Below are 21,361 nucleotides of genomic sequence, written 5' to 3' on the forward strand. Positions count from 1 at the left end.
AGCCATGTCCTTTATTTCCGCACATCCTGAGCCTGCCAAACCACCGGGTGGGGTGAAAGCTTTTATTGGTCGCATGCAGCAAAAGCACGGCCGCAAGCTGGTGATCCTGCTGCCGCTGGTGTGGTTCCTGCTGTTATTCCTGCTGCCTTTCCTTATCGTGTTCAAAATCAGTCTGGCAGAGATGGCCCGAGCCATTCCTCCTTATACCGATTTAGTCACTTTCACCGACGGCATGCTGGATATTGCTCTGAATCTCGGCAATTACATCTCGCTGACCGACGACCCGCTGTATATCGAAGCTTATCTGCAATCGCTGGAAGTAGCGGCCATCTCGACGGTCTGCTGCCTGCTGATTGGCTACCCGCTGGCGTGGGCGGTGGCGCACAGCAGCAAATCCATGCGTAATATCCTGTTGTTACTGGTTATTCTGCCGTCGTGGACCTCATTCCTGATCCGCGTCTATGCCTGGATGGGCATTTTAAAAGACAACGGGGTGCTGAATAACTTCCTGATGTGGCTGCACGTCATCGACCAGCCGCTGGTGATTTTGCACACGAATCTGGCGGTCTATATCGGCATCGTTTACTCCTATTTGCCGTTTATGGTGCTACCGATTTACACCGCGCTAACCCGTCTTGACTACTCGCTGGTGGAAGCCTCGCTGGACCTTGGCGCGCGCCCGCTAAAAACCTTCTTCAAAGTGATTATGCCGCTGACCAAGGGCGGGATTATTGCTGGCTCGATGCTGGTGTTTATCCCGGCGGTGGGGGAATACGTCATTCCTGAGCTGCTGGGCGGGCCAGACAGCATCATGATTGGCCGAATTTTGTGGCAGGAGTTCTTCAATAACCGCGACTGGCCGGTGGCTTCTGCGGTGGCGGTGATCATGTTGCTGCTGCTCATCATGCCAATCCTCTGGTTCCACAAATACCAAAACAAAGAGCTGGGAGACAAAGAATGAACAATTTGCCGGTTGTTCGCTCACCGTGGCGAATTCTTATTCTGGTGCTTGGCTTCACCTTTCTCTATGCGCCGATGTTGATGCTGGTTATTTACTCGTTCAACAGCTCCAAGCTCGTTACGGTCTGGGCTGGCTGGTCAACTCGCTGGTATACTCAGTTATTCCATGATTCTGCAATGATTAGCGCGGTAGGCATGAGTTTGAGTATCGCCACGGCGGCGGCGACCATGGCGGTGATCGTCGGGACCCTCGCCGCGGTGGTGATTGTGCGTTTTGGCCGATTCAAAGGCTCCACCGGCTTTGCCTTTATGCTGACCGCGCCGCTGGTAATGCCCGACGTGATCACCGGCTTGGCGCTCTTGCTGCTGTTTGTGGCGATGGGGCACGCCTTTGGCTGGCCCGCCGAGCGCGGCATGTTCACCATCTGGCTGGCGCACGTCACCTTCTGTAGCGCCTACGTAGCGGTGGTGGTGGCAGCGCGACTGCGCGAGCTGGACAGGTCAATCGAAGAGGCGGCAATGGACCTCGGCGCGACGCCGTTGAAGGTGTTTTTCATCATCACGGTGCCGATGATTGCCCCGGCGCTGGTTTCCGGCTGGCTGCTGGCCTTCACGCTGTCTCTCGATGATTTAGTGATTGCCAGCTTTGTCGCCGGGCCGGGGTCGACCACTTTGCCAATGCTGGTATTTGCCAGCGTGCGCATGGGGGTGAACCCGGAGATCAACGCTCTGGCGACGCTGATTCTGCTGGTGGTTGGCATCATCGGCCTGATTGCCTGGTGGTTTATGTCGCGGGCGGAGAAGCAGAGAATCAAAGACATGCAGCGCGCTTATCGGCATTAATTTTTAACCTTATACATAAACCCAAAGTCATGGGCGTTGATGTTCTGAGCGCTGCGGAAACGCCCAAAACCCAGGGGATCTAAGGAAAGATGAGATTTATACCCGTACCCGTAATGATTGGCGCGTCGGCGATTGTCGCGACGCGCTGCCTAGAGTTTATTTTGCTGTTCGATGCCATGGGCGTGGCGGGTGTGGTGGATTTTGTTCAGGCCAGCGCGGAGTCGTGGGTTAACTGCTTTATCCTGCTCGCCAGCCTGCTGATTGTGTGGATTGAATGTCACGCGTCTTATGCCATGATGCGCGGGCGCAACTGGGGTCGCTGGGCCTTTGTCGGCTGTCAGGCGGTGGTGGTGAGTTACATGCTGCTGGCGTCATTCGAGTGGTTCGGGCCGAAGATTTTCCGCTTCGAAACCGAGACTCAGGGGCAGTTTTTGCACGCGCTGTTAATGCAAAAAGTCCCCGACATAGTAGTGCTCTTGCTGCTGTTTGCGCCTCAGAGCAGCCGTCAGTTTTTCCTGCGCCGCAGAGCAGCCTTTCAGGCCGCACGGTGATACACTGCGCGCCACGTTTTTCTCCGCTCATCCAATAACGGTCAATTTTCATGCATTGCGCACTTTATACCGCCGGGACCTGCCGTTCCTGCCAATGGCTGGACAAGCCTTACTCTCGCCAACTGGTCGATAAACAACAGGACCTGCAACAGCTGCTGGCTGACGTGGCGGTAGGCGAATGGCTGGAGCCGGTCACCGGGCCGGAAAGTGCGTTTCGCAACAAAGCTAAAATGGTGGTGAGTGGCAGCGTGGAGCGCCCGCTGCTCGGCATGCTGCATCGCGACGGCACGCCGGTGGATTTGTGCGACTGCCCGCTGTATCCCGCCAGCTTCCCCGAGGTGTTTGGCGTGCTGAAAAGCTTTATCGCCCGCGCCGGACTCACTCCCTATAACGTCGCCCGCAAGCGCGGCGAGCTGAAATTCCTGCTATTAACTGAAAGCCAGAAAGAGGGCGGCATGATGCTGCGCTTTGTGCTGCGCTCCGAAGCCAAGCTGGCACAGCTGCGCGCCGCGCTGCCGTGGCTCCAGCAGCAGTTACCGCAGTTAAAGGTAATTTCCGCCAATATTCAGCCGGTGCATATGGCGATTCTCGAAGGCGAGCGCGAGATTGCCCTGACCGAGCAGCAGGCGCTGGAAGAGGAGTTTAATCAGGTGCCGCTGTTTATCCGCCCGCAAAGTTTTTTCCAGACCAACCCGCAGGTGGCCGCCGCGCTGTATGCCACGGCGCGTGACTGGGTGCGCGAGCTGAATATCGGCAGCATGTGGGATCTGTTCTGCGGCGTCGGCGGCTTTGGCCTGCACTGCGCCACGCCGGAGATGAAACTGACCGGGATTGAAATCAGCGCCGAGGCGATTGCCTGCGCCAAAGCCTCGGCCGCCCGATTGGGGCTGAAGCAGGTGGAGTTTCAGGCCTTGGATTCTACCGGCTTTGCCACCGCCAAAGAGAGCATTCCCGATCTGGTGCTGGTCAACCCGCCACGTCGCGGCATTGGTCAGGCACTCTGCGACTATCTCAGCCGCATGGCTCCGCAAACCATTCTTTACTCCAGCTGTAATGCGCAGACTATGGCGAAAGACTTGGCCGCCATGCCGGATTACCGCGTCGAGCGCGTGCAGTTGTTCGACATGTTCCCGCACACCGCGCACTACGAAGTGTTAACGCTGCTTTCGCGCCGTTAACGGTTCGCCATCTCGCCAAGGATAAGCACCAGCTTATCGAAGGTTTCACTGAACAGGTGCTCGCTGAACGGCGCGAGCATCGGCATCATCAGGCTTATCGCCAAAATCCCAATACTCAGCGTCAGCGGGAAACCAATGACGAACACAGACAGCTGCGGCGTCACGCGGTTGAGCAGGCCGAGGCACATGTTGAGCGTCAGCAGCAGGGTGACAATCGGCAGGGCCAGCATCAGGCCGCTGCTAAAGATCATACTCCCGCCTTTTGCCAATGCCATAAAGCCGTTGCCATTCAACGGATGAGAGCGAATAGGCAGGCTCTGGAAGCTGTCGGCCAGCAGCGATATCAGCCACAGATGGCCGTCAAAACTCAAAAACAGCAGCACCGCCAGCAGGTTGAGGATCTGCGCCAAAATCGGTGAGTTGAGGCGGTTGCTGGGGTCGAAGAAAGTAGCGAAGGAGATGCCCATTTGCAGGCCGATGATTTCACCCGCCATACGTACGGCGGCAAAGGCCAGCTGCATGGTTAAGCCCAAGGCGCTACCGATAATGATTTGCTGAACGGCCAGCCAGAGCGCGCCGCTGGAGAACATCGGCACCTCAATCGGCGGCAGGCTGGGGGCGATCAGGAAGGTGATCATCATGCCGAGGCCAAGCTTCACGCGCTTCGGCACCTGCTTTTCGCTGGTGACCGGCGCGGTGCTGATCAGCGCCAGAATGCGCAGCATCGGCCAGAAGTACATGCTGAGCCAGGCGGCAAGCTGGGTGCTGTCGAAGGAAACCATGGCTAGCCGATGATGTAAGGCAGGCTGGTGAACAGCGTGCGCATGTAGTCCAGCAGCAGATTGAGCATCCACGGCCCGGCGATAACGATGGTTGCCACCACGGCCAGAATCTTCGGAATAAAGGAGAGGGTTTGTTCGTTGATCTGCGTTGCCGCCTGCAACAGGCTGACGATCAGGCCAGTCACCAGCGCTGCCAATAGCAGCGGCGCAGCCACCGCCAGCGCGATTTTCATCGCCTGATTACCTATCGCCATTACCGATTCAGGAGTCATTTACTTTGTATTCCAATGTGAATGTGCTTGGGCTAGCTATAAAAACTCTGTGCCAACGAACCCAGCAGCAACTGCCAGCCGTCGACCAGTACAAACAGCATCAGCTTGAACGGTAGCGAGATGGTGGCGGGTGGCACCATCATCATACCCAGCGCCATCAGTACGCTGGCGACCACCAGGTCGATGATCATAAAGGGAATAAAGACGGTGAAACCAATCTGGAACGCGGTTTTTAGCTCGCTGGTGACATAAGCGGGCAGCAGAATGCGCATCGGCACGGCTTCCGGGCCTGCCAGCGGCGGCAGATTGGCTAAACGGGCATACAGCGCGAGGTCGGTTTCACGGGTCTGGCGCAGCATAAACTGGCGCAGCGGCTCGGCACCTTTGTCCATCGCCACCTGCATGCTGATTTTGTCTTCGCTGAACGGCTGGTAGGCGTCGGTGTAGATTTTGTCGAACACCGGCGACATCACGAAAAAGGTCAGAAACAGCGCCAGTCCGAGCATCACTTGGTTCGGCGGCGCAGAAGGGGTCCCCAGCGCGTTTCGCAGCAAACCCAGCACGATAATAATGCGCGTAAAGCTGGTACACATCAGCAGCATGGCGGGCAGCAGGGTCAGGGTGGTGATGAACACCAGCGTTTGTACCGGCAGCGACCAGCTCTGTGCGCCATTCGACAATTGCTGGCTGACGATGCCCGGAAGTTGCGCGAAGGCGGCAGGACTTGCCAACAGCAGCAGCGGCAGGCTCCAGCGCAGAGAAGATTTCAGCACGCTCATTCTTTATTTCCCGGACGTTTCAGCACTTTGGTCAGCAGTTGAGCAAAATCAATCGGTTTCTGTGACGTTGTCACCTCGGCGCTCTCCGCAATCACCGGTGGTGAGCTCAGAGTATGCAGCGGGGTGATTTGATGCGAGGTCACGCCCAGCACCAGCCAGGTGTTATCCACTTCGACAATAACCACTTTCTCGGAACGCCCGACCTGACAGCTGGCGGTGACCTTCAACAGCTTGGAATTCTTGGTCTGCGGCGCGAAGCCCAGACGTTTGGCTACCCAGCCAATCAGCAAAATCAGCAGCAAGATGCCGCCGAGCACGGTGCTCACCTGCGTTAACGCCGAGCCGGTCGGAATAGCGGGTGCAGTCTGTTGCTGCACCGTGCCATGGGTTGCCGTTGGCGTGATGTAAGGTGAATCGCTGTTGGTCGAGCTGTTAGCGGTAGTCAAAGGAGTTTCTCACTAGCGGCTCAGGCGACGCATACGCTCTGACGGGGTGATGATGTCAGTGATGCGCACGCCGTATTTATCAGCAACCACCACCACTTCGCCTTGAGCAATCAGGTAGCCGTTGATCAGGATATCCAGCGGCTCGCCCGCCAGTCCGTCCAGCGCCACCACCGAACCCTGCGACAGGCGCAGCAGCTCTTTAATGGTCATCTTGGTGCGGCCCAGTTCAACCGTCAGCTTGACCGGGATATCCAGAATCATGTCGATATCTTGCAGGCTGCCGGTGCCTTCTTGCGCGCCCAGCGCCGCGAACACGCCTTCGGTAGAAATTTTCTCATTGCCACCGGCGGCTTGCTGTTCGTTAAACGCATCAGCCCATAAATCGTCTACGTTTTCCGATCCGCTGTCAGACGGTTTATTGATGTCACTCATGGGGCTGTTCCTCATCCAGGGAATTCAAAATTGGGTTAATCAAATGTTCAACGCGCAGGGCGTATTGTTCGCCAAGCGTGCCGTATTTACTGGTCAAGACCGGGACACCGTCGACGTGAGCGATCAGGCGGTCCGGCTTCTCAATCGGTAAAACGTCACCCGGCTGTAATTTGAGGATTTGCGACAATCGCAGTGGAATATCCACGAAGTTCGCCACCAGTTCGAGCTGTGAATGCTTCACCTGATGCACTAAGTTTTCGCGCCACTGACTCTCTTCATTGCGAGAGTTTTCTACCGGTGGGTTGGTTAACAGTTCGCGTATCGGTTCAATCATGCTGAACGGGATACAGATGTTGAAATCGCCACTCAGCGCGCCGATCTCCACATGGAATGGGGTGGTGACCACGATGTCGTTTGGCGACGAAGTGATGTTGGTGAATTTCACCTGCAGCTCGGCGCGAACGTACTCGACGCTCAGCTTATACACGCCGCTCCACGCATCCTGATAGGCATCGAGCGCCAGCGTCAGCATGCGTTTAATCACGCGCTGCTCGGTATGGGTGAATTCACGGCCTTCCACTTTGGTCGGGAAACGGCCGTCGCCGCCGAACAGGTTATCCACCGCGATAAACACCAGACTTGGCGCGAAGACGAACAGCGCCGAACCGCGCAGCGGCTTCAGGTGGATCACGTTGAGGTTGGTCGGCACCGGCAGGTTGCGGGCAAACTCGTGGTAGGGCTGAATTTTGATCGGGCCTACCGTGATGTCCGGGCTGCGGCGCAATAAGTTGAACAGCCCCATGCGGAAGTGACGGGCAAAGCGCTCGTTGATGATCTCCAACGCCTGCAAACGCTCGCGAATAACGCGGCGCTGCGTGGTCGGGTCAAACGGCTTAACGCCATCGTCAACCTTAGAGGCACTGTTATCAACCGGTTGCGCGCTGTCGCCGTCGCTATCGCCGTTAAGCAGTGCGTCAATCTCGGCCTGTGAAAGAATGCTGTCGCCCATAATTTGATTATCGCAGTATGAAAGCAGTGAAAAGCACGTCGCTGATCACCTGATTAGGCTGACCTTTGACAAAAGGAGTACTCAAAACTTGTTTGATGTCCGTGATCAGCTGCTGCTTGCCCGCTTCGCTGACCAGATCAGAGCTTTTCTGGCGAGAGAGCAGTAACAGCAGGCGGCTGCGGACTTCTGGCAGATATTCGTTCAGCGCGGTGCGGTTTTTCTCATCCGGCAGGCGCAACGTCAGGCCGATATACAGCACGCGATCTGGGTTGTTATCTGCGTTTTGCAGATTAACCGTGAAGGTGTCCAGCGCCAGAAAAACAGGCGGAGCAGGCGGTTCCTCTTTCTTAACCTGAGCTGCGCCGGGCGCAGACGATTGACCTTGCAGCATCCACCAGGCGTAACCACCTCCGGCCGCGGCAATCAGAGCCAGCAGAACCAATAGGATGATTAATTTTGAGCGCTTACCTTTTCGCTTGGTCGCAATAGCAGAGTCAGACATGGATAAGGGAATTTCCTGTAAATGATAATTCTGTGAATGATTATCCCGCCTATCCCCAATTTCAATAGAGGGAATAGGCGGGTTAAACGCGGTTAGCTCTGCCGTTTACCCGCTATCTTTCAACGTATAGCGGGGGCAAATAGGGGCAATCAGGCGAAGATATCGACGCCGCCTTTGCCGCTAGCCAACTGCTGAAGCGAGGCTGGAACGGGAAGGGCGTCGCTGGCCGAGGCTGTGCCAACGCCGTTAAACGCGGCCCAGCTGGCATCACTGCCTTGCGATGAGCCTGATTGCTGACCAAATTGCTGCTGCGCGCCATTAGAAGCCTGCTGCCACTGCGAGGTGTCGCTGCTGACATTGGTCTGGTTCAGGTTAATGCCGCTGTCAGCCAGCGAGGTGCGCAGCTGCGGCATGGCGGCTTCCAGCGCGGCACGCACGCCGCTGTGGCCGGAAACAAAGTGCATCTGCGCCTGACCGTCTTCAATCTTCATGCTTATCTGGATTGAACCCAGATCCTGCGGATGCAGGCGAAGCTCGGCGGTTTGCTGGCCTTGACGGTTAAACATCAAGACTTGCTGACCCAACTGCTGCTGCCACTCCGGGCTGCCCAACTGCGCATTAAGCTGCGGCACGTTAGGGGCCGAAACCAGCGTGGTGCTGGTTGGCGTGCTCGACACCGGTACCGAAGAGGCCGCCATCGCGGCACTGTTCACCTGATTGAGGTTTTGCAGCAGCGCGCTATTATCGCCGTGCTTCACATCGGTGCTGTTCTGCTGGACAGTCGCGCCGTTGGCCGCGCTGCTCATGGCCGCCAATGCAGTGTTGAAATCGTTCGACTTGCTGGTCGCCGCGCGGGCGTCGCCGTGCTGGCTAACCACTTTGCCGCTGGTGTCGGTCACGGCGGTTTTATGGTCTGCGGCCTTGTCGTCACCCTGCGCGAGCAGTGATTTGGCGTCGCCACTCAGTGCCTGAAGCAGGGCGGTTTTATCTTTATTATCGCCGTTATTGGCCAATGCGCCATTTTGCGCCGAGGCGGCAGTGGCTGGCGTCACTTGGGCCGCAGGCTGGGCGGCGAGCATGGCGAACAGCGCCTGAATCGGCAGGGCGTTGGCGTCTGGGCTTGCCGGGTCTTTAGTCTCTTCTTGGTCACCGAGGGCGGCATTTTTCAGCTGGCTGGCATCGGCAGTTTTCAAGTTGCCGTTCGGCAGAGCCTGAATCGCCGCCATGATTTGGCTCAGCTGATTGTCGTCGAGCGACAGCGTGCCTTCCTGCTCGCCGCTATTCACCGCCTGTGTCAGGCTGTTTTTATCCACCACCTGACCCTTGGCCGCCAGTTGCTGGCCTAACTGACCAAGCTGCGAACTGAGTTTTGGCCCAAGCTGGGCTTCCAACTGGCTGGCAAAATCTTGCGTCGAATTACCGGCGTCGAGGTCGGCCAGCAGGGCGGCTGCCCCGGTTGCTTTGCCGTGTCCGGCACCTTTAACCGCGGAGGCAGCGGCGGGCTGAATATTCATATTCATGACTGTGATTTCCTATGAGTTCCGCGCTGGGCGAATTCATCCGTTTGTTTTTGATCCAGCCGGTTGGCCTGCACCCGTTGCTGCTCGCTGGCGCGACTTTGCAACGTCTGGTAGGCGTTGAGCCGCTGCTGCTTGTCCTGCCACTGGCTGACGGCGGCGTCCAGACGCTGGTTCCACTGGGTCAGCTGCTGGCGATGCTGGTCGATAGCCACTTCCAGCGTCGAAATAAACTGTTGATAGTTCTGCCACGTATTGGCAGCAATCCCGCCAGTCATGGTGGTGTTGAGCTTCTGTCGGTACTCATTCTGGTAATTGAGCAGCATCGACAACTGTTCTTGCACCTGACCGTGCGACTTGCGGACCTGACCTAAATGGTTGGTCGCCTGATCCAACGCTTTCTGCGCCAGAGAGCAGAGAGTGACTAAAGGTGATGAACTTTCCATACACAAGTCCTCTGGTTATTAGCTCGGTAACATCATCTTCAATTGCAAGCAGGCGTCTTCGTAGGAGCTGCGCTCCATGATGTCCTGCTGCAAGAAGTCTTCCATTTGCGGGTAGAGCCGAATGGCGCGATCCAGCATCGGGTCACTGCCTGCGGCGTAAGCTCCGACGCTCACCAGATCGCGGTTGCGCTGGTAACTCGACAGCAGTTGTTTGAAGTCGCGCACGCGACCGTACTGGTTATCGTCAATCAGGGCGGTCATGGCGCGGCTGATGGAGGCTTCGATATCAATTGCCGGGTAGTGGCCGGATTCTGCCAGACGGCGCGACAGCACCACGTGGCCGTCAAGAATGGCGCGCGCGGAGTCGGCAATCGGGTCCTGCTGGTCATCACCTTCGGTCAGCACCGTGTAGAAAGCGGTGATCGAGCCGCCGCCGCTGATGCCGTTACCGGCGCGTTCAACCAGCGCGGGCAGCTTGGCGAACACGGACGGCGGGTAGCCTTTGGTGGCCGGCGGCTCGCCGATAGCCAAGGCAATCTCACGCTGCGCCATGGCGTAGCGGGTCAGGGAGTCCATGATCAGCAGCACGTGCTGGCCGCGATCGCGGAAATCTTCCGCAATACGGGTGGCGTAAGCCGCGCCCTGCATACGCAGCAGCGGGGAGACATCCGCCGGGGCGGCGATCACCACCGCGCGAGCGCGGCCTTCGTCACCCAAAATATTTTCGATAAAGTCTTTAACTTCGCGACCACGCTCACCAATCAGCCCGACCACAATCACGTCGGCTTGGGTGTAGCGCGCCATCATGCCGAGCAGCACCGATTTGCCCACGCCGGACCCGGCAAACAGGCCCATACGCTGCCCGCGACCGACGGTCAGCAGGGAGTTAATCGCTCGCACGCCGACGTCGAGCACGTCAGTGATTGGCGTGCGCTGTAACGGGTTGAAAGGAGGGGTAATTAGCGCGGCGCGATAGCCAGTATCCGGCGGCGGTAGGCCGTCGAGCGGCTTGGCGCTGCCGTCGAGCACGCGGCCCAGCAGCTGTGGCCCGAGGGGCAGCTGTTTACCGGCGGTGTGGCCCTCTGGCGAGATGCGGGCATACACTCGCGCGCCCGGCAGAATGCCTTCCACTTCTTCCAGCGGCATTAAAAACAGGTGCTGGCCGTTAAAACCGACCACTTCGCTTTCGACTTCCTGCACCACATTGCCGTCATGGCGTTCAATCAGGCAGGTCGCGCCAAGGGGGAGTTGCAGTCCGGTGGCTTCGAGCACCAGCCCGGTGGCGCGGGTCAGGCGACCGTAGCGGCGCAGCGCAGGGGTGCGCTCCATGCGCTTTTCAGCGTCATCGAGGGTTTTTAGCAACCGGCTGAGGCGGGCGGTCATCAGAGATCACCCGGTGCCGCGAGGCGGCAGAGTTCGTGCCAGCGAGTCGCCAGCGAGGCGTCCATATCACCGTCTTCGGCGCTGACTTTACAGCCACCGGCGTGGATCTGGCTGTCAGCCAGCAGACGCCAGCTGTGCAGGCTGAGGGTGACGCCAAGATGCTGCTCAACGCGCTCGAAATCAGCCGGGTTAACCCGAAGCTGCGGCTTGCCTTTGAACATCGGCTCTTGCTGGATCAACTGTTGAATCTGAGTCAGCAGGGCGGAGCCGTCGCAAATCGGCGGCTGGCCGAGCACCTGCTTGGCGGCGGTCAGCGCCATTTGCATCAGGCGCGAAGCAATCACGCTGTCCAGCGCGTCCAGCGTCTGCTGGAAGTCAGTGACCAGATGCTGCCAGTGCTCGGTGAGCACCGCCTGATGCTGTTGCGCTTCTTGCAGGCCTTGCTGCTGGCCCGCTTCCTGACCGGCCTGGTAGCCAGCCTGATAACCTTGCTGTTTGCCCGCTTCAAAGCCTTGCTGGTGACCCTGCTGCTGCGCCTGAATTTGCAGACGTTGCAGCTCGTTCTGGTCAACCTGAAACTGGCTCAGCGTCTCGCCGCTCTCAGTCTCGTGCTCTTCGCCATCTTCTTCACCAAACAGCGGTTCGATCGGCGTTTTGTACTCTTTACTCGAGTAAGAGGGCATATTGAGGTCGTTGAGCTTCCACGGCTGCCATGGCAGGGCGTTGAGCTGTTCGGCTTTGCGCTCGGCCAGCGTCTTTTTCTCGGCCGGTTGGTCTTGTGGCGTCAGGGCATCAGACATAGGTATCTTCGCCTCCGCCAATCATCATCTCGCCAGACTCGGCCAGACGACGCACAGTTTGCAGAATGGCTTTCTGTTCGTTTTCCACCAGAGACATGCGCATCGGGCCACGGTTTGCCAAGTCGTCGCGCAGAATATCGGCAGCGCGTTGTGACATGTTGCGCAGGAATTTCTCGCGCAGCGGCGCTTCGGCACCTTTCAATGCAACCAGCAGCGATTCGCCTTCGATCTCTTGCAACAGGCGCTGGATACTGCGGTCGTCGACGTCCACCAAGTTCTCGAACAGGAACATTTCGTCGATGATTTTCTGCGCCAGCTCGCCGTCGTAGCCACGCATTGCTTCGATAACCGCTTCTTCCTGCTGGCTTTTCATCAAGTTGATGATCTCCGCCGCAGTACGAATACCGCCCATCTTCGAACGTTTGAGGTTCTGGCCGTCGAGCAGGTTGTTGAGCACTTCGGTCAGCTCGGCGAGGGCCGCAGGCTGTACGCCGCCGAATGTGGCGATACGCAGCATGACGTCGTTGCGCTGGCGCTCGTCGAACAGCGCCAGAATGTCCGCTGCCTGACCGCGTTTCAGGTGCACCAGAATGGTGGCGATGATCTGCGGATGTTCGTCGCGGATCAGGTCGGCCGCAATCTGTGGCTCCATGAAGTTGAGGGTTTCCATGCCGGTGGTGGTTTCGCGCGACTCGAGAATGTCTTCCAGCAGGCTGGCGGCGCGCTCTTCGCCCAAGGCTTTAGTCAGTACCGAACGCAGGTACTCGCTGGTGTTAACACTCAACGCGGCGTACTGCTCGGATTCGTCTTCAAACTCGCTCAGCACGTCGCTGAGCTGTTTGTTGGAAATCTGATGGATGTTGGCCATCGCGCCACTGATTTGCTGAACTTCACGCGGGTTAAGGTGCTTGAACACCTCCACCGCGCGGTCTTCACCCAGCGTGACCATCAGGATGGCGCTTTTTTCGGTTCCGGTCATAGTCATGGTTGTTCTGTACTCATCCATTGGCGGATAACCAGGGCGACGACGCGAGGATCTTTATCCGCCAGCTCCTGAATTCGTTGGGTTTGAACTTCAACACTGACGCGCTGTTGTGAACGGCGGCGCTTGGCCAGCTCGTCGTTAGACAGTTTGGCGGGCTGCGTGCCTTCCGGTACTGGCATCGCCGCCGCTGCAGTCGCCGCAGCCTGCGCTTCGCGGTCAGCCTGCTGTTTGAGCAGGAGAGGGCGAACCATCTTGCGCCACAGCAGCCAAGCAACAATCAGCACCAGCAACCAGCGGCCCGCGTTCAGCAGTTGGTCGAAGAAGGCCGGAGATTTCCAGAACGGCAGTTCGGTGGATTCATCCGCAGTTTCATTAAACGGCGTGTTGACCACGTTCAGGGTATCGCCACGCTCGGTGGAGAAGCCCATCGCTTCGCGCACCAGAGAGTCAACCTGCTTCAACTGCTCGTCGGTCAGCGGCTTGGCTTTGCCATCGACGCCCGGCTGATAGTTGACCACCACCGCCGCCGACAGGCGCTGAATGCCGCCCGCGCTGTGCTGGGTGTGAGTAATAGTGCGATCCAGCTCGTAGTTAGTGGTTTCATCATGGCGGTTGCTGCTCGGACCTGACGGCGCGGCGGTGGCAGCATTGCGGTTAGCCGCGTTGTTCTGCCCATTCGCTTGCTGGCCGTTGGCCGCGTTCGGGTTATTAACGTTGGTCGCCTGATTGGTAATTGGCGCCGTGGCCGGAGCCGTTGGCTGGTTGGAAAGGGCACCCGGCACGCCGCCGACGCCTGAACCGCCAATTTGTTCGTTGGTGCTTAACTGACGCGAACGCACTGCGGCTTTGTCCGGCGAACCGTTAGGCTGGTAGTTTTCGTCAGTCTGCTCACGCACGGCATAATCAATCTGCGCGGTGATTTGGGCATGCACGTTGCCGCTGCCTACCACAGGTTGCAGGATGGCTTCGATGCGGCGTTGCAGGCGGCCTTCCACTTCATTGGCGTATTTCAGCTGCGCGGCGTTGAGGTCACGCCCGTTGCCATCGGCCTGAGTCAGCAGGTGGCCGCTCTGATCAACCACGGTAACGCTGGCCGGAGGCAGGCCCGAGACGCTGCTCGAGACCATATAAACGATGGCGTTGATCTGGCCGTCATCCAGTGCGCGGCCGGATTGCAGGTTCAACGTCACCGAGGCAGAAGGGTTCTTCTGTTCGCGCACGAACAGTGAAGGTTTAGGGATAGCTAAGTGAACGCGGGCGCTCTGCACCGGACCCAAAGTCTCAATGGTGCGTGACAGTTCGCCTTCCAGCGCGCGCTGATAGTTGATCTGCTCGCTGAACTGGCTGATCCCAAACTTCTCTTGGTCCATCAGCTCAAAGCCTACTGCGCCGCCTTTTGGCAAGCCGGAAGAGGCCAGTTTCAAGCGAGTTTCATAGACTTTATCTGCCGGGATCAAGATGGCACCGCCGTTATCAGAGAACTGATAAGGGATGTTCATTTGGGTCAGTTGAGTGACGATGGCGCCACCGTCTTTGTCGTTCAGGTTGCTGAACAGTACGCGATAAGTCGGCGCTTTGGCCCACAGCGTCAAGACAACAACAATGGCCACTGCGGCGGCTGCGGCAATGGCCAGGGGGATTTTTGGATTCGCACGCAGGCGGTTGATAAACGCTGTCAATCCGCTTTCAGGGTTTTCTGCGCCAGCAATTGCAGAACTCATACCAGATCCCTATTCAGCTGTTGAACGTTGATGTTCGTGTTGTGTCGTGACAAAACAGACTCCCAAGTGCGCAATCCTGCTGATGTAAAACAGACAAGCGTGTCATTTTTTTAGCCCCTCTCCACAATAAAAGAGGAACCTGATTTTTCAGGTGAGCCATTATTTGCTGCTTTATGCAAAGTTAATGGCCCGATAAGCCATGGTTTTTGCGGTCAATTAGCGCGTTTAGGGAAATTCCTATGTGATAGGGTGTCGTTCCATGAAACACAAATCGGTTTCATCCCCCATTCAGAACCGTGTGAAAATCGAGGAATCTATGGCAATTCAAGGCATTGAGAGTGTTTTGCAGCAGTTGCAGGCCACCGCGCTTCAGGCAGGAATGAAGCAACCTGTCGAACCCCTACAGGAAGCCGGTTTCGCCAGCGAGATGAAAGCCGCGCTGGGCAAGATCAGCGAAACGCAAAACACCGCCAAATTGCAGGCGCAGAAATTCGAACTCGGCGTGCCGGGCGTTGGTTTGAACGACGTGATGGTTGATATGCAGAAATCCGCCATCTCCCTCCAGTTAGGCATCCAAGTGCGTAACAAGCTGGTGGCGGCGTATCAGGATGTGATGAACATGAGCGTCTAAACGCTCAAAAAGCTTTTAGCCCACATGCAAGATGGCCTGTGGGCGGGGGAGGTGAAAGTGAAAGGGGAATTACTCTGGCATTAGCCCATTAAAATCTTCTTCATACAATGCCTTACACTCGTCCATAAACTCCGGGTAGCCGAGTTCTGAGGTTTGAACTTCGCGGCCTAGACGGGCTTCTAAATCAGCGTGGAACCATTCGAATTCGCCGTGAAGGATGCCGGTAAAGCCGGTGAGGATCACACACTGCTGTTGAGTTAGCTTCTGCATTTCAATTCCTTGTTTCATTTCAGGCTGACGGTAGCGGGCCATCGGCAGGACGTTCATTTTATAAATCTTCCATCAGCAGAGATAAAAACTCCGCCGTCGGGCGGTCAGGGATGTCGTCATTATTGCGGCCATGGTTGAGCCATGCAATCACCAATTCCCAGCATAAATCGACGTCAGATACCTCGACGCTGCGCAGCGCTTCGCCGTGTAAATCCACCACGGCCTGTGGGATCAGCGCGATGCCAAGACCTTCTTTCACCAGTCGAACCAGCGTGTCTAAATCACTGACTTCAAAAGCAATGCGTCGCGATAGGTTCTGGGCGTTGAAGCCACGGTCTATCAGCTTGCGGGTGCCTTGGCCCTGTTCGAAATCGATAAAAGGGTAGTCGCTAATTTCGGCGAGAGTGACATTCTCCCGCGTGCTCAGCGGATGATCTGGGGCGAAGGTCACCACCATTGAGTCACAGGCCACGATGCGATTAGCCAGCTGCGGCGCGACCTCTTCCAACGGCATCAGCGCCAAATCAATCTGCTGATTGACGATTTTGTCATTTAGCGACGCCGAGCTGCCTTGGGAAAGCTTAACCTCGAAATCGGGATGGCCTTTGAGAAAGGTCGACAGGGTGGCGGGCAGATTGATAAACGGCGGCAGGCTCTGCACCGTGCCAATAGAAAGCGTGCCGCGCTGCAGCGTGCTGACGGCCTTCACCTCTTCAATACCTTTATCGAGATGATGCACCGCCAGCTTGGCGCTGTGCAGGAACAGCCGACCGGCCATGGTCAATTTGACCTGACGGGTGGTGCGGATGAACAGCACCGCGTCCAGCTCCTCTTCCAGCGACTTGATGGAGGTTGAGAGCGCCGACTGCACGATATGGCAGCGCTGCGCCGCGCGGGTAAAGTTCTCTTCTTCAGCCACCGCAATAAAATGCCTAACCTGCCTTAACTCCATCACTCATCTCTCTGTTAGATAGATTTCAAATCAAACATACATTCAGTGGATGGATTGTAGGGGGAGATAAGTCCGGAGGCAATCTGCGCAAAACTACTCACCAATCGGCAAGTAGCCTTGCCATGCGGGTTTGAAGCGTTCGCCGTCGGCATAAGGCTCAAGGTGAATAAAGTAGTCGCCGACTTTTTCCAGCAGCAGGCAGTCATCCACATCCACCAGATTGTCTTTATGCTGCTGGTTGAAGCCGCACAACAGGGTGCCTAATGCTTTGGCTTTGGCCTGCGCCGCGTTTTCGGCGACGAACAGGTCGAACTCATGCAGCTCGGCCAGCGTGTCGCTGCGGTAGGCTCCGGCATTGACAAAGAACAGCTTGGGCGAGGTGGCCGCCGGTTCGCGAGACAAAGAAATACGGTAGCCGTCGGCCCAATCAATAATGGCGTAACCGTCGAGGTGGATCTTGTTTTTGTCGCCAAACCAGGCTTCGCGCAGCAGCGGCCAAGCGTCTTCTGGCTTGCTCACCACGGCAAACTGCACGTCGTGAACTTCAATATTGGATTTCCCTGCATTACCGCCAACATAAAAAATATATAAGTTCATGCTGTTATCTCACTCTCATTGGTTATGCATTCGATTATATAGCGAAAGGCGGTGGCGATCTCCCATTTATCTCTCTGATAGATAAACGCTATTTAAATTAAGCATTTCACAGCCGCCGTTGCCAATGCCAAGATAGCGGCCAATAATCCTCAACTCCGCTCCTCTTTTGAGAGAAGCGCCACAACCTAAGCACAATGACAAAGCACAACGCAGTCCGCAGCCTCTGCCTGCTCTATTTATTCAACGGCATGGTGTTTTCCACTTGGGGGATTTTCATTCCCTACTTTAAACAGTTTCACGGCATCAACGACGCCGCGCTGTCGATGGCGATGTTCTCTATGTCCGCCGGGGCGATTTTGGTGATGGGCCGGGCGGGGCGACTGGTGAATGCCATCGGCACCCGTAAGTCGCTGATTATATTTAGCGTACTCTATCCGCTGATGCTGCTCCTGCTGTTTTTGTCTCCCTCTTTCTATCTGGCTTGCGGCTTTATGTTGCTGTTTGGCATGAGCCTCGCGGTGCTCGACGTGGCGATGAATGTTGAGGCGACGGCGCTGGAGAAGCATCTCAACCGGCCTATTTTATCCACCATCCACGGCATGTTCAGTCTTGGCGGCATTGTCGGCTCACTCAGCGGCCTGCTGGCGCAGGCATTGGGGCTGAAGCCTCTGCCTTATGTGATATTGATGATGCTGCTGATCGCGCTGTTTTCTCAGTGGCTGTCGCGCAATCTGCGTGGCGTCACCACGGTGGAACAGGGAGAGGAAATGGTACACGTGGCGATGCTCAAACAGCCGCTGCGCCTGTGGCTGGTGGGCACTCTGGCCTTTCTGGCGCTGTTCTCTGAAGGGGCGATGTATGACTGGAGCACGGTTTACATCAAAGAGATCCTGCGGCCGGACCCGCACTATAACTACCTCGGCTACGCGCTGTTTTCTACCGGCATGACGCTGGGCCGTTTAACCGGAGATCGCCTGCGCAAGCGCGCCGGTGATGCCAAATTGCTGACGGTGATGGCCTGCGTCGGCGTGCTCGGCATCGCGCTGATCCTGCTGGTCAACAGCTTTGGGCTGTCGCTGGTGGGCTTCTTCCTGCTGGGCCTTGGATTGGCGAATATGATGCCGCTGCTGTTTATGGCGGCCGCCAAAGGTGATAGTCCTAACACCAGCGCCAGCATCGCGATGGTGACGCGGCTGGCCTATGCTGGAATGCTCACCGGCCCGGTGATTATCGGCGGCATTAGCGTGCATTTTGGCTTGCAGGCTGCGCTGTGGGTGATCAGCGCCACGCTGGCATTAATCGCGCTGACCGGCGGGCGGCTTATGCGTTAATTCAATCCGCCGCAAGTGCCAAATGAGCAGATTGCGGCATGGATTGCAGAAGGCTTTCATTTTCAGGCGACGGGATGAGAAGTGTTCTATCCTCTTATTAATCAACCTGAAAGAAGGAAAAGCCAGATGAATGAGGACATTTTTGAACAAGCCCCGTTGCCGATGCTGACCCGCTGGCAAGTTGGCGATAAGGTGAAACTCCTGACTTTTCCTTTCGGCGATGGGTCGGGGAGTTATCAGTTGGATGTCACCATCCGCGAAATCAATGACGGTGAGTTTGAAGGCGTGGTGACTAAGGCTTCCCCGGTCGGGCGTTTTGCGCCTTCCGCCAAACGCCATTTTGAAAACGGGACGGTGGTGGAGTTCCGCGCCGCACATATTCAGGGCAATGCCGGACGAGACTAAAGATTTCTACTGCCATAAAAACAACAAACCCCGCTAAGGGCGGGGTTCTTAACTTTATACAAAGCTGCTAAGGATCAACCTTCTCAACCACTGTGTTACATCATGGGCTTAACGTTGTTATCCAGTATCAAATCAGTCAGTTCATCCACGGGGATCTCAGGTCTTGCCCCACAGTAACCGACCAGATACCAATTGCCGTCAGCACATTTCTCTGGAGATACTTTATAACGCTCGTTTTGCACTGCAAAAATTGCTGAGTCAGACTGACGCTCTTCGAGCCGATTGTCTGCCCAGAAATAGAGTGAAAACTGATGGCAACGGTCGACATGCTTCTGCCCATGCCGACTCCCTCCCAGAAGCAAATAATGGTATTCAGACATTATTACTCCTCCAAATAAGTGATTGATGATACAAGCACTTTCTCCCACACGGGAACGCTCAAATGAGGCGCTGCGAACAATAAATGAAATCGCGCAGCAAAAACAGGACATTAAGCAACCCGCCAATTACCTGCCTGAATGGCAGATAATTGGCTTGGTATAAATTATAGGGCAGGACTGAGAACACGACTTAAGCAAAAACTTAAATGTGATCGGCATCACAAAATGTTTTTGGTAGCAGAAGAGCGACCATTATTGTTCGAGCATTTTTTTATGCAGCTGGGAGGTCAGGACTTCAATCCTTTCACTCAGCTGTTTGGTGATATTGGTCAGCTCGGTGTTCTGTTTTAACAGCTCAAGCATCTGCTGCGTGTGCTGCGCGGCCATCTCCTGACGCTGCTCGTTGGCCTGCGCCAGCTCTTCGCGATGCTGGGCATCGGCGTCTGAGTGAGCCTTGTCGCGCTCGGCCTGCCGGGTTTGCGCCAGCAAGATCAGCGGCGCGGCGTAGGCGGCCTGCAAACTGAACGCCAGATTGAGCAAGATAAACGGGTAGACGTCGAACTTCACCAGCCCGGTGACGTTTATGATGATCCATACCGCGACCACCACGGTTTGCGCACCCAAAAACAGCGGCGTGCCGAAGAAGCGGGCAAAGGCTTCTGCCTTCAGGGCAAACCAGCTCTCGCCGAAGGTCGGGGCCAAATGGGAGTGTTTGCGGTGAAAGCGGAAGGGATCGCGTTTTTTAGCTGGGGTATCTGAAGAGGTTGGCTGCATGACGACTTCCTTTATGTGAACTGATGAGCGTGCTGATAAGAGTCACCTTAGGGTGAAATGCGGGAAACCGATATCTTATTATTGCCGCCAATGCAGTTCGTTGACGGACGATTTATCTCTCTGAACGCCAACTGCTTTTCCCGAACTATCTGATTGTTAGGCTGAGTTGCCTAGGCTACCTTTAGAGCATCAATCGTGAAAAGGAGAGAAGTATGGGTTTTTGGAGAGTATTGATTACGATTCTGGTGCCGCCACTGGGCGTGCTGATTGGTAATGGCCTTGGCCTTCAGTTCCTGTTGAACATCGTGCTGACCCTGTGCGGCTATTTGCCGGGTTTGATCCACGCATTCTGGATCCAGACACGTAAGTAATGAATTAAGGTTTTTTTGGTAAAATTTCCTCGATTTCATAAGCCCAGCCAATAGGTTGGGCTTTTTACTGCCCAAATATCACAAACATTTAACACGAAACGAAAAGACTCCTTATTGTCTCTCAGGCATCATGTCGCCTCTAAATTGTGATTTATATTGTTGTTTTTGTTAGCCGCTTGGCGCAATTGGGCAGGGGATTTTGCTGCTCGATTTAAAAAATTATACCTCTCTGTGAAATAAGGAACTTTCATGTCTAATCCGTACGCCGAGATATTCCGGCGCCCAGGCACCAAAGGTTTTTCTGCCGCAGGTTTTATTGCTCGTCTGCCTCTGCCAATGACCACCATCGGCATCGTGGCGATGCTGTCCCAAACGCATGGTGAATATTGGCTGGCTGGCACGGTGTCCGCCACTTTTGCCATGGCCAATGCCTTTATTGCTCCGCAGGTATCGCGCTGGGTGGATGTCAAAGGGCAGGCGAAAGTGCTGATCCCGATGGTGACGCTGGCCTTTTTGGCATTGATCGGTTTATGCCTCGCGGCGTGGCTTAGCGCGCCCAATGAAATGCTGTTTATGCTGGCATTAATCGCCGGCGTGATGCCGAGCATTGGCTCGATGGTGCGTGCGCGCTGGACCGAGATTTATCGCGGCAAGTCGCAACTGCACACGGCCTTTGCCTTTGAATCGGTGCTGGATGAGCTGGTGTATATGGCCGGGCCGGTGTTTGGTATCGGTCTGAGCATTGCGCTGTTCCCCGAAGCAGGGGTGCTGGCGGCGGCGACCTTCCTCGCGGTGGGCACGCTGCTGTTTGTGGTGCAGAAATCCACCGAGCCGAAAGTGAATCCTATCAAGCAGAAACGCACGCTGTCAGTGATGAAGCACGGCGCGATGTGGTACGTGGTGATGGTGTTTGTCGGCATCGGCATGATTTTCGGCACGGTAGAAGTGGCGGTGATCGCCTTCGCGCAGGAGTTGGGTAATAAGGGCGCGGCAACCTATATCTTATCGACCTATGCCGTGGGTTCTTGCGGTATCGGGCTGGTA

General features: G+C 56.3%; 27 protein-coding genes. 9 read left to right on the plus strand and 18 right to left on the minus strand.

The features are described 5' to 3' along the window. Nucleotides 1-4 precede the first annotated feature (4 nt). The 4 genes from potH (at nt 5) to rlmC (ending at nt 3,532) form a co-directional block, all read left to right on the plus strand. Nucleotides 5-961: a putrescine ABC transporter permease PotH gene (gene potH / locus GEAM_RS07340; RefSeq protein ID WP_034790064.1), complete on the plus strand. Its 957-nt coding sequence runs from the start codon at nt 5-7 to the stop codon at nt 959-961. Continuing rightward, nucleotides 958-1,803, plus strand: a complete 846-nt coding sequence (gene potI, locus GEAM_RS07345; RefSeq protein ID WP_034790066.1) for a putrescine ABC transporter permease PotI — start codon at nt 958-960, stop codon at nt 1,801-1,803. The genes potH and potI overlap by 4 nt, the downstream gene beginning before the upstream one ends. An 89-nt stretch (nt 1,804-1,892) precedes the next feature. Then, nucleotides 1,893-2,354: a YbjO family protein gene (locus GEAM_RS07350; protein WP_034790068.1), complete on the plus strand. Its 462-nt coding sequence runs from the start codon at nt 1,893-1,895 to the stop codon at nt 2,352-2,354. A 50-nt stretch (nt 2,355-2,404) separates the two neighbouring features. Next, nucleotides 2,405-3,532, plus strand: coding sequence for a 23S rRNA (uracil(747)-C(5))-methyltransferase RlmC (gene rlmC, locus GEAM_RS07355; protein ID WP_034790069.1), 1,128 nt, complete (start codon nt 2,405-2,407; stop codon nt 3,530-3,532). Here rlmC and fliR read toward each other — a convergent pair. From fliR to fliF, 13 genes are all read right to left on the minus strand, one after another. Continuing rightward, entirely contained in the window at nt 3,529-4,314 is a 786-nt protein-coding gene (gene fliR, locus GEAM_RS07360; protein ID WP_034790070.1) for a flagellar biosynthetic protein FliR, read from the minus strand. The two genes, rlmC and fliR, sit on opposite strands and share 4 nt — an antisense overlap. 2 nt (nt 4,315-4,316) lie before the next feature. Beyond that, on the minus strand, nt 4,317-4,586 hold the full coding sequence (gene fliQ, locus GEAM_RS07365) for a flagellar biosynthesis protein FliQ (protein ID WP_034790071.1): 270 nt from the start codon (nt 4,584-4,586) through the stop codon (nt 4,317-4,319). Between the two features lie 32 nt (nt 4,587-4,618). After that, the gene (gene fliP / locus GEAM_RS07370; protein ID WP_034790072.1) at nt 4,619-5,365 is read right to left on the minus strand and encodes a flagellar type III secretion system pore protein FliP; all 747 of its coding nucleotides are present in this window, start codon (nt 5,363-5,365) and stop codon (nt 4,619-4,621) included. Continuing rightward, complete coding sequence (gene fliO / locus GEAM_RS07375; RefSeq protein WP_419471220.1) at nt 5,362-5,811, minus strand: flagellar biosynthetic protein FliO; 450 nt, start codon at nt 5,809-5,811, stop codon at nt 5,362-5,364. Before fliO ends, fliP begins: the two co-directional genes overlap by 4 nt. A gap of 12 nt (nt 5,812-5,823) precedes the next feature. Beyond that, complete coding sequence (gene fliN, locus GEAM_RS07380) at nt 5,824-6,243, minus strand: flagellar motor switch protein FliN (protein WP_034790073.1); 420 nt, start codon at nt 6,241-6,243, stop codon at nt 5,824-5,826. Further along, nucleotides 6,236-7,252, minus strand: a complete 1,017-nt coding sequence (gene fliM, locus GEAM_RS07385) for a flagellar motor switch protein FliM (protein WP_034790074.1) — start codon at nt 7,250-7,252, stop codon at nt 6,236-6,238. The genes fliN and fliM overlap by 8 nt, the downstream gene beginning before the upstream one ends. A gap of 7 nt (nt 7,253-7,259) precedes the next feature. Continuing rightward, a complete protein-coding gene (gene fliL / locus GEAM_RS07390; RefSeq protein ID WP_034790075.1) occupies nt 7,260-7,754 on the minus strand; it encodes a flagellar basal body-associated protein FliL in 495 nt (164 codons plus the stop codon). A 149-nt stretch (nt 7,755-7,903) separates the two neighbouring features. Then, a complete protein-coding gene (locus GEAM_RS07395; RefSeq protein ID WP_034790076.1) occupies nt 7,904-9,274 on the minus strand; it encodes a flagellar hook-length control protein FliK in 1,371 nt (456 codons plus the stop codon). Then, the gene (gene fliJ / locus GEAM_RS07400; RefSeq protein WP_034790078.1) at nt 9,271-9,717 is read right to left on the minus strand and encodes a flagellar export protein FliJ; all 447 of its coding nucleotides are present in this window, start codon (nt 9,715-9,717) and stop codon (nt 9,271-9,273) included. The genes GEAM_RS07395 and fliJ overlap by 4 nt, the downstream gene beginning before the upstream one ends. An 18-nt stretch (nt 9,718-9,735) precedes the next feature. Further along, on the minus strand, nt 9,736-11,100 hold the full coding sequence (gene fliI / locus GEAM_RS07405) for a flagellar protein export ATPase FliI (protein WP_034790079.1): 1,365 nt from the start codon (nt 11,098-11,100) through the stop codon (nt 9,736-9,738). Continuing rightward, entirely contained in the window at nt 11,100-11,783 is a 684-nt protein-coding gene (fliH, locus tag GEAM_RS07410) for a flagellar assembly protein FliH (protein WP_051899441.1), read from the minus strand. Before fliH ends, fliI begins: the two co-directional genes overlap by 1 nt. 109 nt (nt 11,784-11,892) lie before the next feature. Next, entirely contained in the window at nt 11,893-12,885 is a 993-nt protein-coding gene (gene fliG / locus GEAM_RS07415; protein WP_034790081.1) for a flagellar motor switch protein FliG, read from the minus strand. Continuing rightward, nucleotides 12,882-14,606 (minus strand): flagellar basal-body MS-ring/collar protein FliF, encoded by a 1,725-nt coding sequence (fliF, locus tag GEAM_RS07420; protein WP_034790083.1) that lies wholly within the window; start codon nt 14,604-14,606, stop codon nt 12,882-12,884. Before fliF ends, fliG begins: the two co-directional genes overlap by 4 nt. A 316-nt stretch (nt 14,607-14,922) precedes the next feature. On the opposite strand from fliF, the gene fliE reads away from it, so the two are divergent. After that, nucleotides 14,923-15,237 (plus strand): flagellar hook-basal body complex protein FliE, encoded by a 315-nt coding sequence (gene fliE, locus GEAM_RS07425; RefSeq protein WP_034790085.1) that lies wholly within the window; start codon nt 14,923-14,925, stop codon nt 15,235-15,237. Nucleotides 15,238-15,306: 69 nt separating this feature from the next. On the opposite strand, the gene GEAM_RS07430 is transcribed toward fliE, so the two are convergent. The 3 genes from GEAM_RS07430 to GEAM_RS07440 form a co-directional block, all read right to left on the minus strand. Next, the gene (locus GEAM_RS07430) at nt 15,307-15,507 is read right to left on the minus strand and encodes a DUF7736 domain-containing protein (protein WP_034790115.1); all 201 of its coding nucleotides are present in this window, start codon (nt 15,505-15,507) and stop codon (nt 15,307-15,309) included. A 58-nt stretch (nt 15,508-15,565) separates the two neighbouring features. After that, nucleotides 15,566-16,459, minus strand: coding sequence for a LysR family transcriptional regulator (locus GEAM_RS07435; protein ID WP_034790088.1), 894 nt, complete (start codon nt 16,457-16,459; stop codon nt 15,566-15,568). A gap of 93 nt (nt 16,460-16,552) precedes the next feature. Continuing rightward, nucleotides 16,553-17,056, minus strand: a complete 504-nt coding sequence (locus GEAM_RS07440; RefSeq protein ID WP_034790089.1) for a DUF1543 domain-containing protein — start codon at nt 17,054-17,056, stop codon at nt 16,553-16,555. Nucleotides 17,057-17,250: 194 nt separating this feature from the next. Between GEAM_RS07440 and GEAM_RS07445 the strand changes: the two genes are divergently transcribed. Both GEAM_RS07445 and GEAM_RS07450 read left to right on the plus strand, forming a co-directional pair. Further along, nucleotides 17,251-18,387, plus strand: coding sequence for an MFS transporter (locus GEAM_RS07445; protein ID WP_051899439.1), 1,137 nt, complete (start codon nt 17,251-17,253; stop codon nt 18,385-18,387). 126 nt (nt 18,388-18,513) lie between these two features. Then, entirely contained in the window at nt 18,514-18,792 is a 279-nt protein-coding gene (locus GEAM_RS07450; protein ID WP_034790091.1) for a hypothetical protein, read from the plus strand. A gap of 95 nt (nt 18,793-18,887) precedes the next feature. On the opposite strand, the gene GEAM_RS07455 is transcribed toward GEAM_RS07450, so the two are convergent. Beyond that, entirely contained in the window at nt 18,888-19,172 is a 285-nt protein-coding gene (locus tag GEAM_RS07455) for a hypothetical protein (protein WP_034790093.1), read from the minus strand. A 252-nt stretch (nt 19,173-19,424) separates the two neighbouring features. Then, nucleotides 19,425-19,946 carry a DUF1003 domain-containing protein gene (locus GEAM_RS07460; RefSeq protein WP_034790094.1) on the minus strand — a complete coding sequence of 174 codons (522 nt, stop codon included), beginning with the start codon at nt 19,944-19,946 and terminating at the stop codon, nt 19,425-19,427. Between the two features lie 212 nt (nt 19,947-20,158). Here GEAM_RS07460 and GEAM_RS22595 point away from each other — a divergent pair, with 212 nt between their 5' ends. Together GEAM_RS22595 and GEAM_RS07470 are read left to right on the plus strand one after the other, a co-directional pair. Continuing rightward, nucleotides 20,159-20,317, plus strand: coding sequence for a YqaE/Pmp3 family membrane protein (locus GEAM_RS22595; protein ID WP_034790096.1), 159 nt, complete (start codon nt 20,159-20,161; stop codon nt 20,315-20,317). Nucleotides 20,318-20,566: 249 nt separating this feature from the next. After that, a partial coding sequence (locus tag GEAM_RS07470) for an MFS transporter (RefSeq protein WP_034790098.1) occupies nt 20,567-21,361 on the plus strand: 795 nt, incomplete at its 3' end.

The sequence above is a fragment of the Ewingella americana ATCC 33852 genome (assembly GCF_000735345.1).
In the GTDB taxonomy this organism is placed as follows: Bacteria; Pseudomonadota; Gammaproteobacteria; order Enterobacterales; family Enterobacteriaceae; genus Ewingella; species Ewingella americana.

What these genes read in the sequence shown, in the direction of transcription:
- fliE (WP_034790085.1), top strand. Translation starts at nt 14,923, where the DNA reads ATGGCAATTCAAGGCATTGAGAGTGTTTTGCAGCAGTTGCAGGCCACC.
- fliH (WP_051899441.1), bottom strand. Translation starts at nt 11,783, where the DNA reads ATGCCCTCTTACTCGAGTAAAGAGTACAAAACGCCGATCGAACCGCTG.
- GEAM_RS07450 (WP_034790091.1), top strand. Translation starts at nt 18,514, where the DNA reads ATGAATGAGGACATTTTTGAACAAGCCCCGTTGCCGATGCTGACCCGC.
- fliQ (WP_034790071.1), bottom strand. Translation starts at nt 4,586, where the DNA reads ATGACTCCTGAATCGGTAATGGCGATAGGTAATCAGGCGATGAAAATC.
- GEAM_RS07440 (WP_034790089.1), bottom strand. Translation starts at nt 17,056, where the DNA reads ATGAACTTATATATTTTTTATGTTGGCGGTAATGCAGGGAAATCCAAT.
- GEAM_RS07455 (WP_034790093.1), bottom strand. Translation starts at nt 19,172, where the DNA reads ATGTCTGAATACCATTATTTGCTTCTGGGAGGGAGTCGGCATGGGCAG.
- fliI (WP_034790079.1), bottom strand. Translation starts at nt 11,100, where the DNA reads ATGACCGCCCGCCTCAGCCGGTTGCTAAAAACCCTCGATGACGCTGAA.
- fliN (WP_034790073.1), bottom strand. Translation starts at nt 6,243, where the DNA reads ATGAGTGACATCAATAAACCGTCTGACAGCGGATCGGAAAACGTAGAC.
- fliP (WP_034790072.1), bottom strand. Translation starts at nt 5,365, where the DNA reads ATGAGCGTGCTGAAATCTTCTCTGCGCTGGAGCCTGCCGCTGCTGCTG.
- GEAM_RS07350 (WP_034790068.1), top strand. Translation starts at nt 1,893, where the DNA reads ATGAGATTTATACCCGTACCCGTAATGATTGGCGCGTCGGCGATTGTC.
- GEAM_RS07445 (WP_051899439.1), top strand. Translation starts at nt 17,251, where the DNA reads ATGACAAAGCACAACGCAGTCCGCAGCCTCTGCCTGCTCTATTTATTC.
- rlmC (WP_034790069.1), top strand. Translation starts at nt 2,405, where the DNA reads ATGCATTGCGCACTTTATACCGCCGGGACCTGCCGTTCCTGCCAATGG.
- potH (WP_034790064.1), top strand. Translation starts at nt 5, where the DNA reads ATGTCCTTTATTTCCGCACATCCTGAGCCTGCCAAACCACCGGGTGGG.
- GEAM_RS07460 (WP_034790094.1), bottom strand. Translation starts at nt 19,946, where the DNA reads ATGCAGCCAACCTCTTCAGATACCCCAGCTAAAAAACGCGATCCCTTC.
- potI (WP_034790066.1), top strand. Translation starts at nt 958, where the DNA reads ATGAACAATTTGCCGGTTGTTCGCTCACCGTGGCGAATTCTTATTCTG.
- GEAM_RS07435 (WP_034790088.1), bottom strand. Translation starts at nt 16,459, where the DNA reads ATGGAGTTAAGGCAGGTTAGGCATTTTATTGCGGTGGCTGAAGAAGAG.
- fliL (WP_034790075.1), bottom strand. Translation starts at nt 7,754, where the DNA reads ATGTCTGACTCTGCTATTGCGACCAAGCGAAAAGGTAAGCGCTCAAAA.
- fliJ (WP_034790078.1), bottom strand. Translation starts at nt 9,717, where the DNA reads ATGGAAAGTTCATCACCTTTAGTCACTCTCTGCTCTCTGGCGCAGAAA.
- GEAM_RS07430 (WP_034790115.1), bottom strand. Translation starts at nt 15,507, where the DNA reads ATGCAGAAGCTAACTCAACAGCAGTGTGTGATCCTCACCGGCTTTACC.
- GEAM_RS22595 (WP_034790096.1), top strand. Translation starts at nt 20,159, where the DNA reads ATGGGTTTTTGGAGAGTATTGATTACGATTCTGGTGCCGCCACTGGGC.
- GEAM_RS07395 (WP_034790076.1), bottom strand. Translation starts at nt 9,274, where the DNA reads ATGAATATGAATATTCAGCCCGCCGCTGCCTCCGCGGTTAAAGGTGCC.
- fliM (WP_034790074.1), bottom strand. Translation starts at nt 7,252, where the DNA reads ATGGGCGACAGCATTCTTTCACAGGCCGAGATTGACGCACTGCTTAAC.
- fliF (WP_034790083.1), bottom strand. Translation starts at nt 14,606, where the DNA reads ATGAGTTCTGCAATTGCTGGCGCAGAAAACCCTGAAAGCGGATTGACA.
- fliR (WP_034790070.1), bottom strand. Translation starts at nt 4,314, where the DNA reads ATGGTTTCCTTCGACAGCACCCAGCTTGCCGCCTGGCTCAGCATGTAC.
- fliG (WP_034790081.1), bottom strand. Translation starts at nt 12,885, where the DNA reads ATGACTATGACCGGAACCGAAAAAAGCGCCATCCTGATGGTCACGCTG.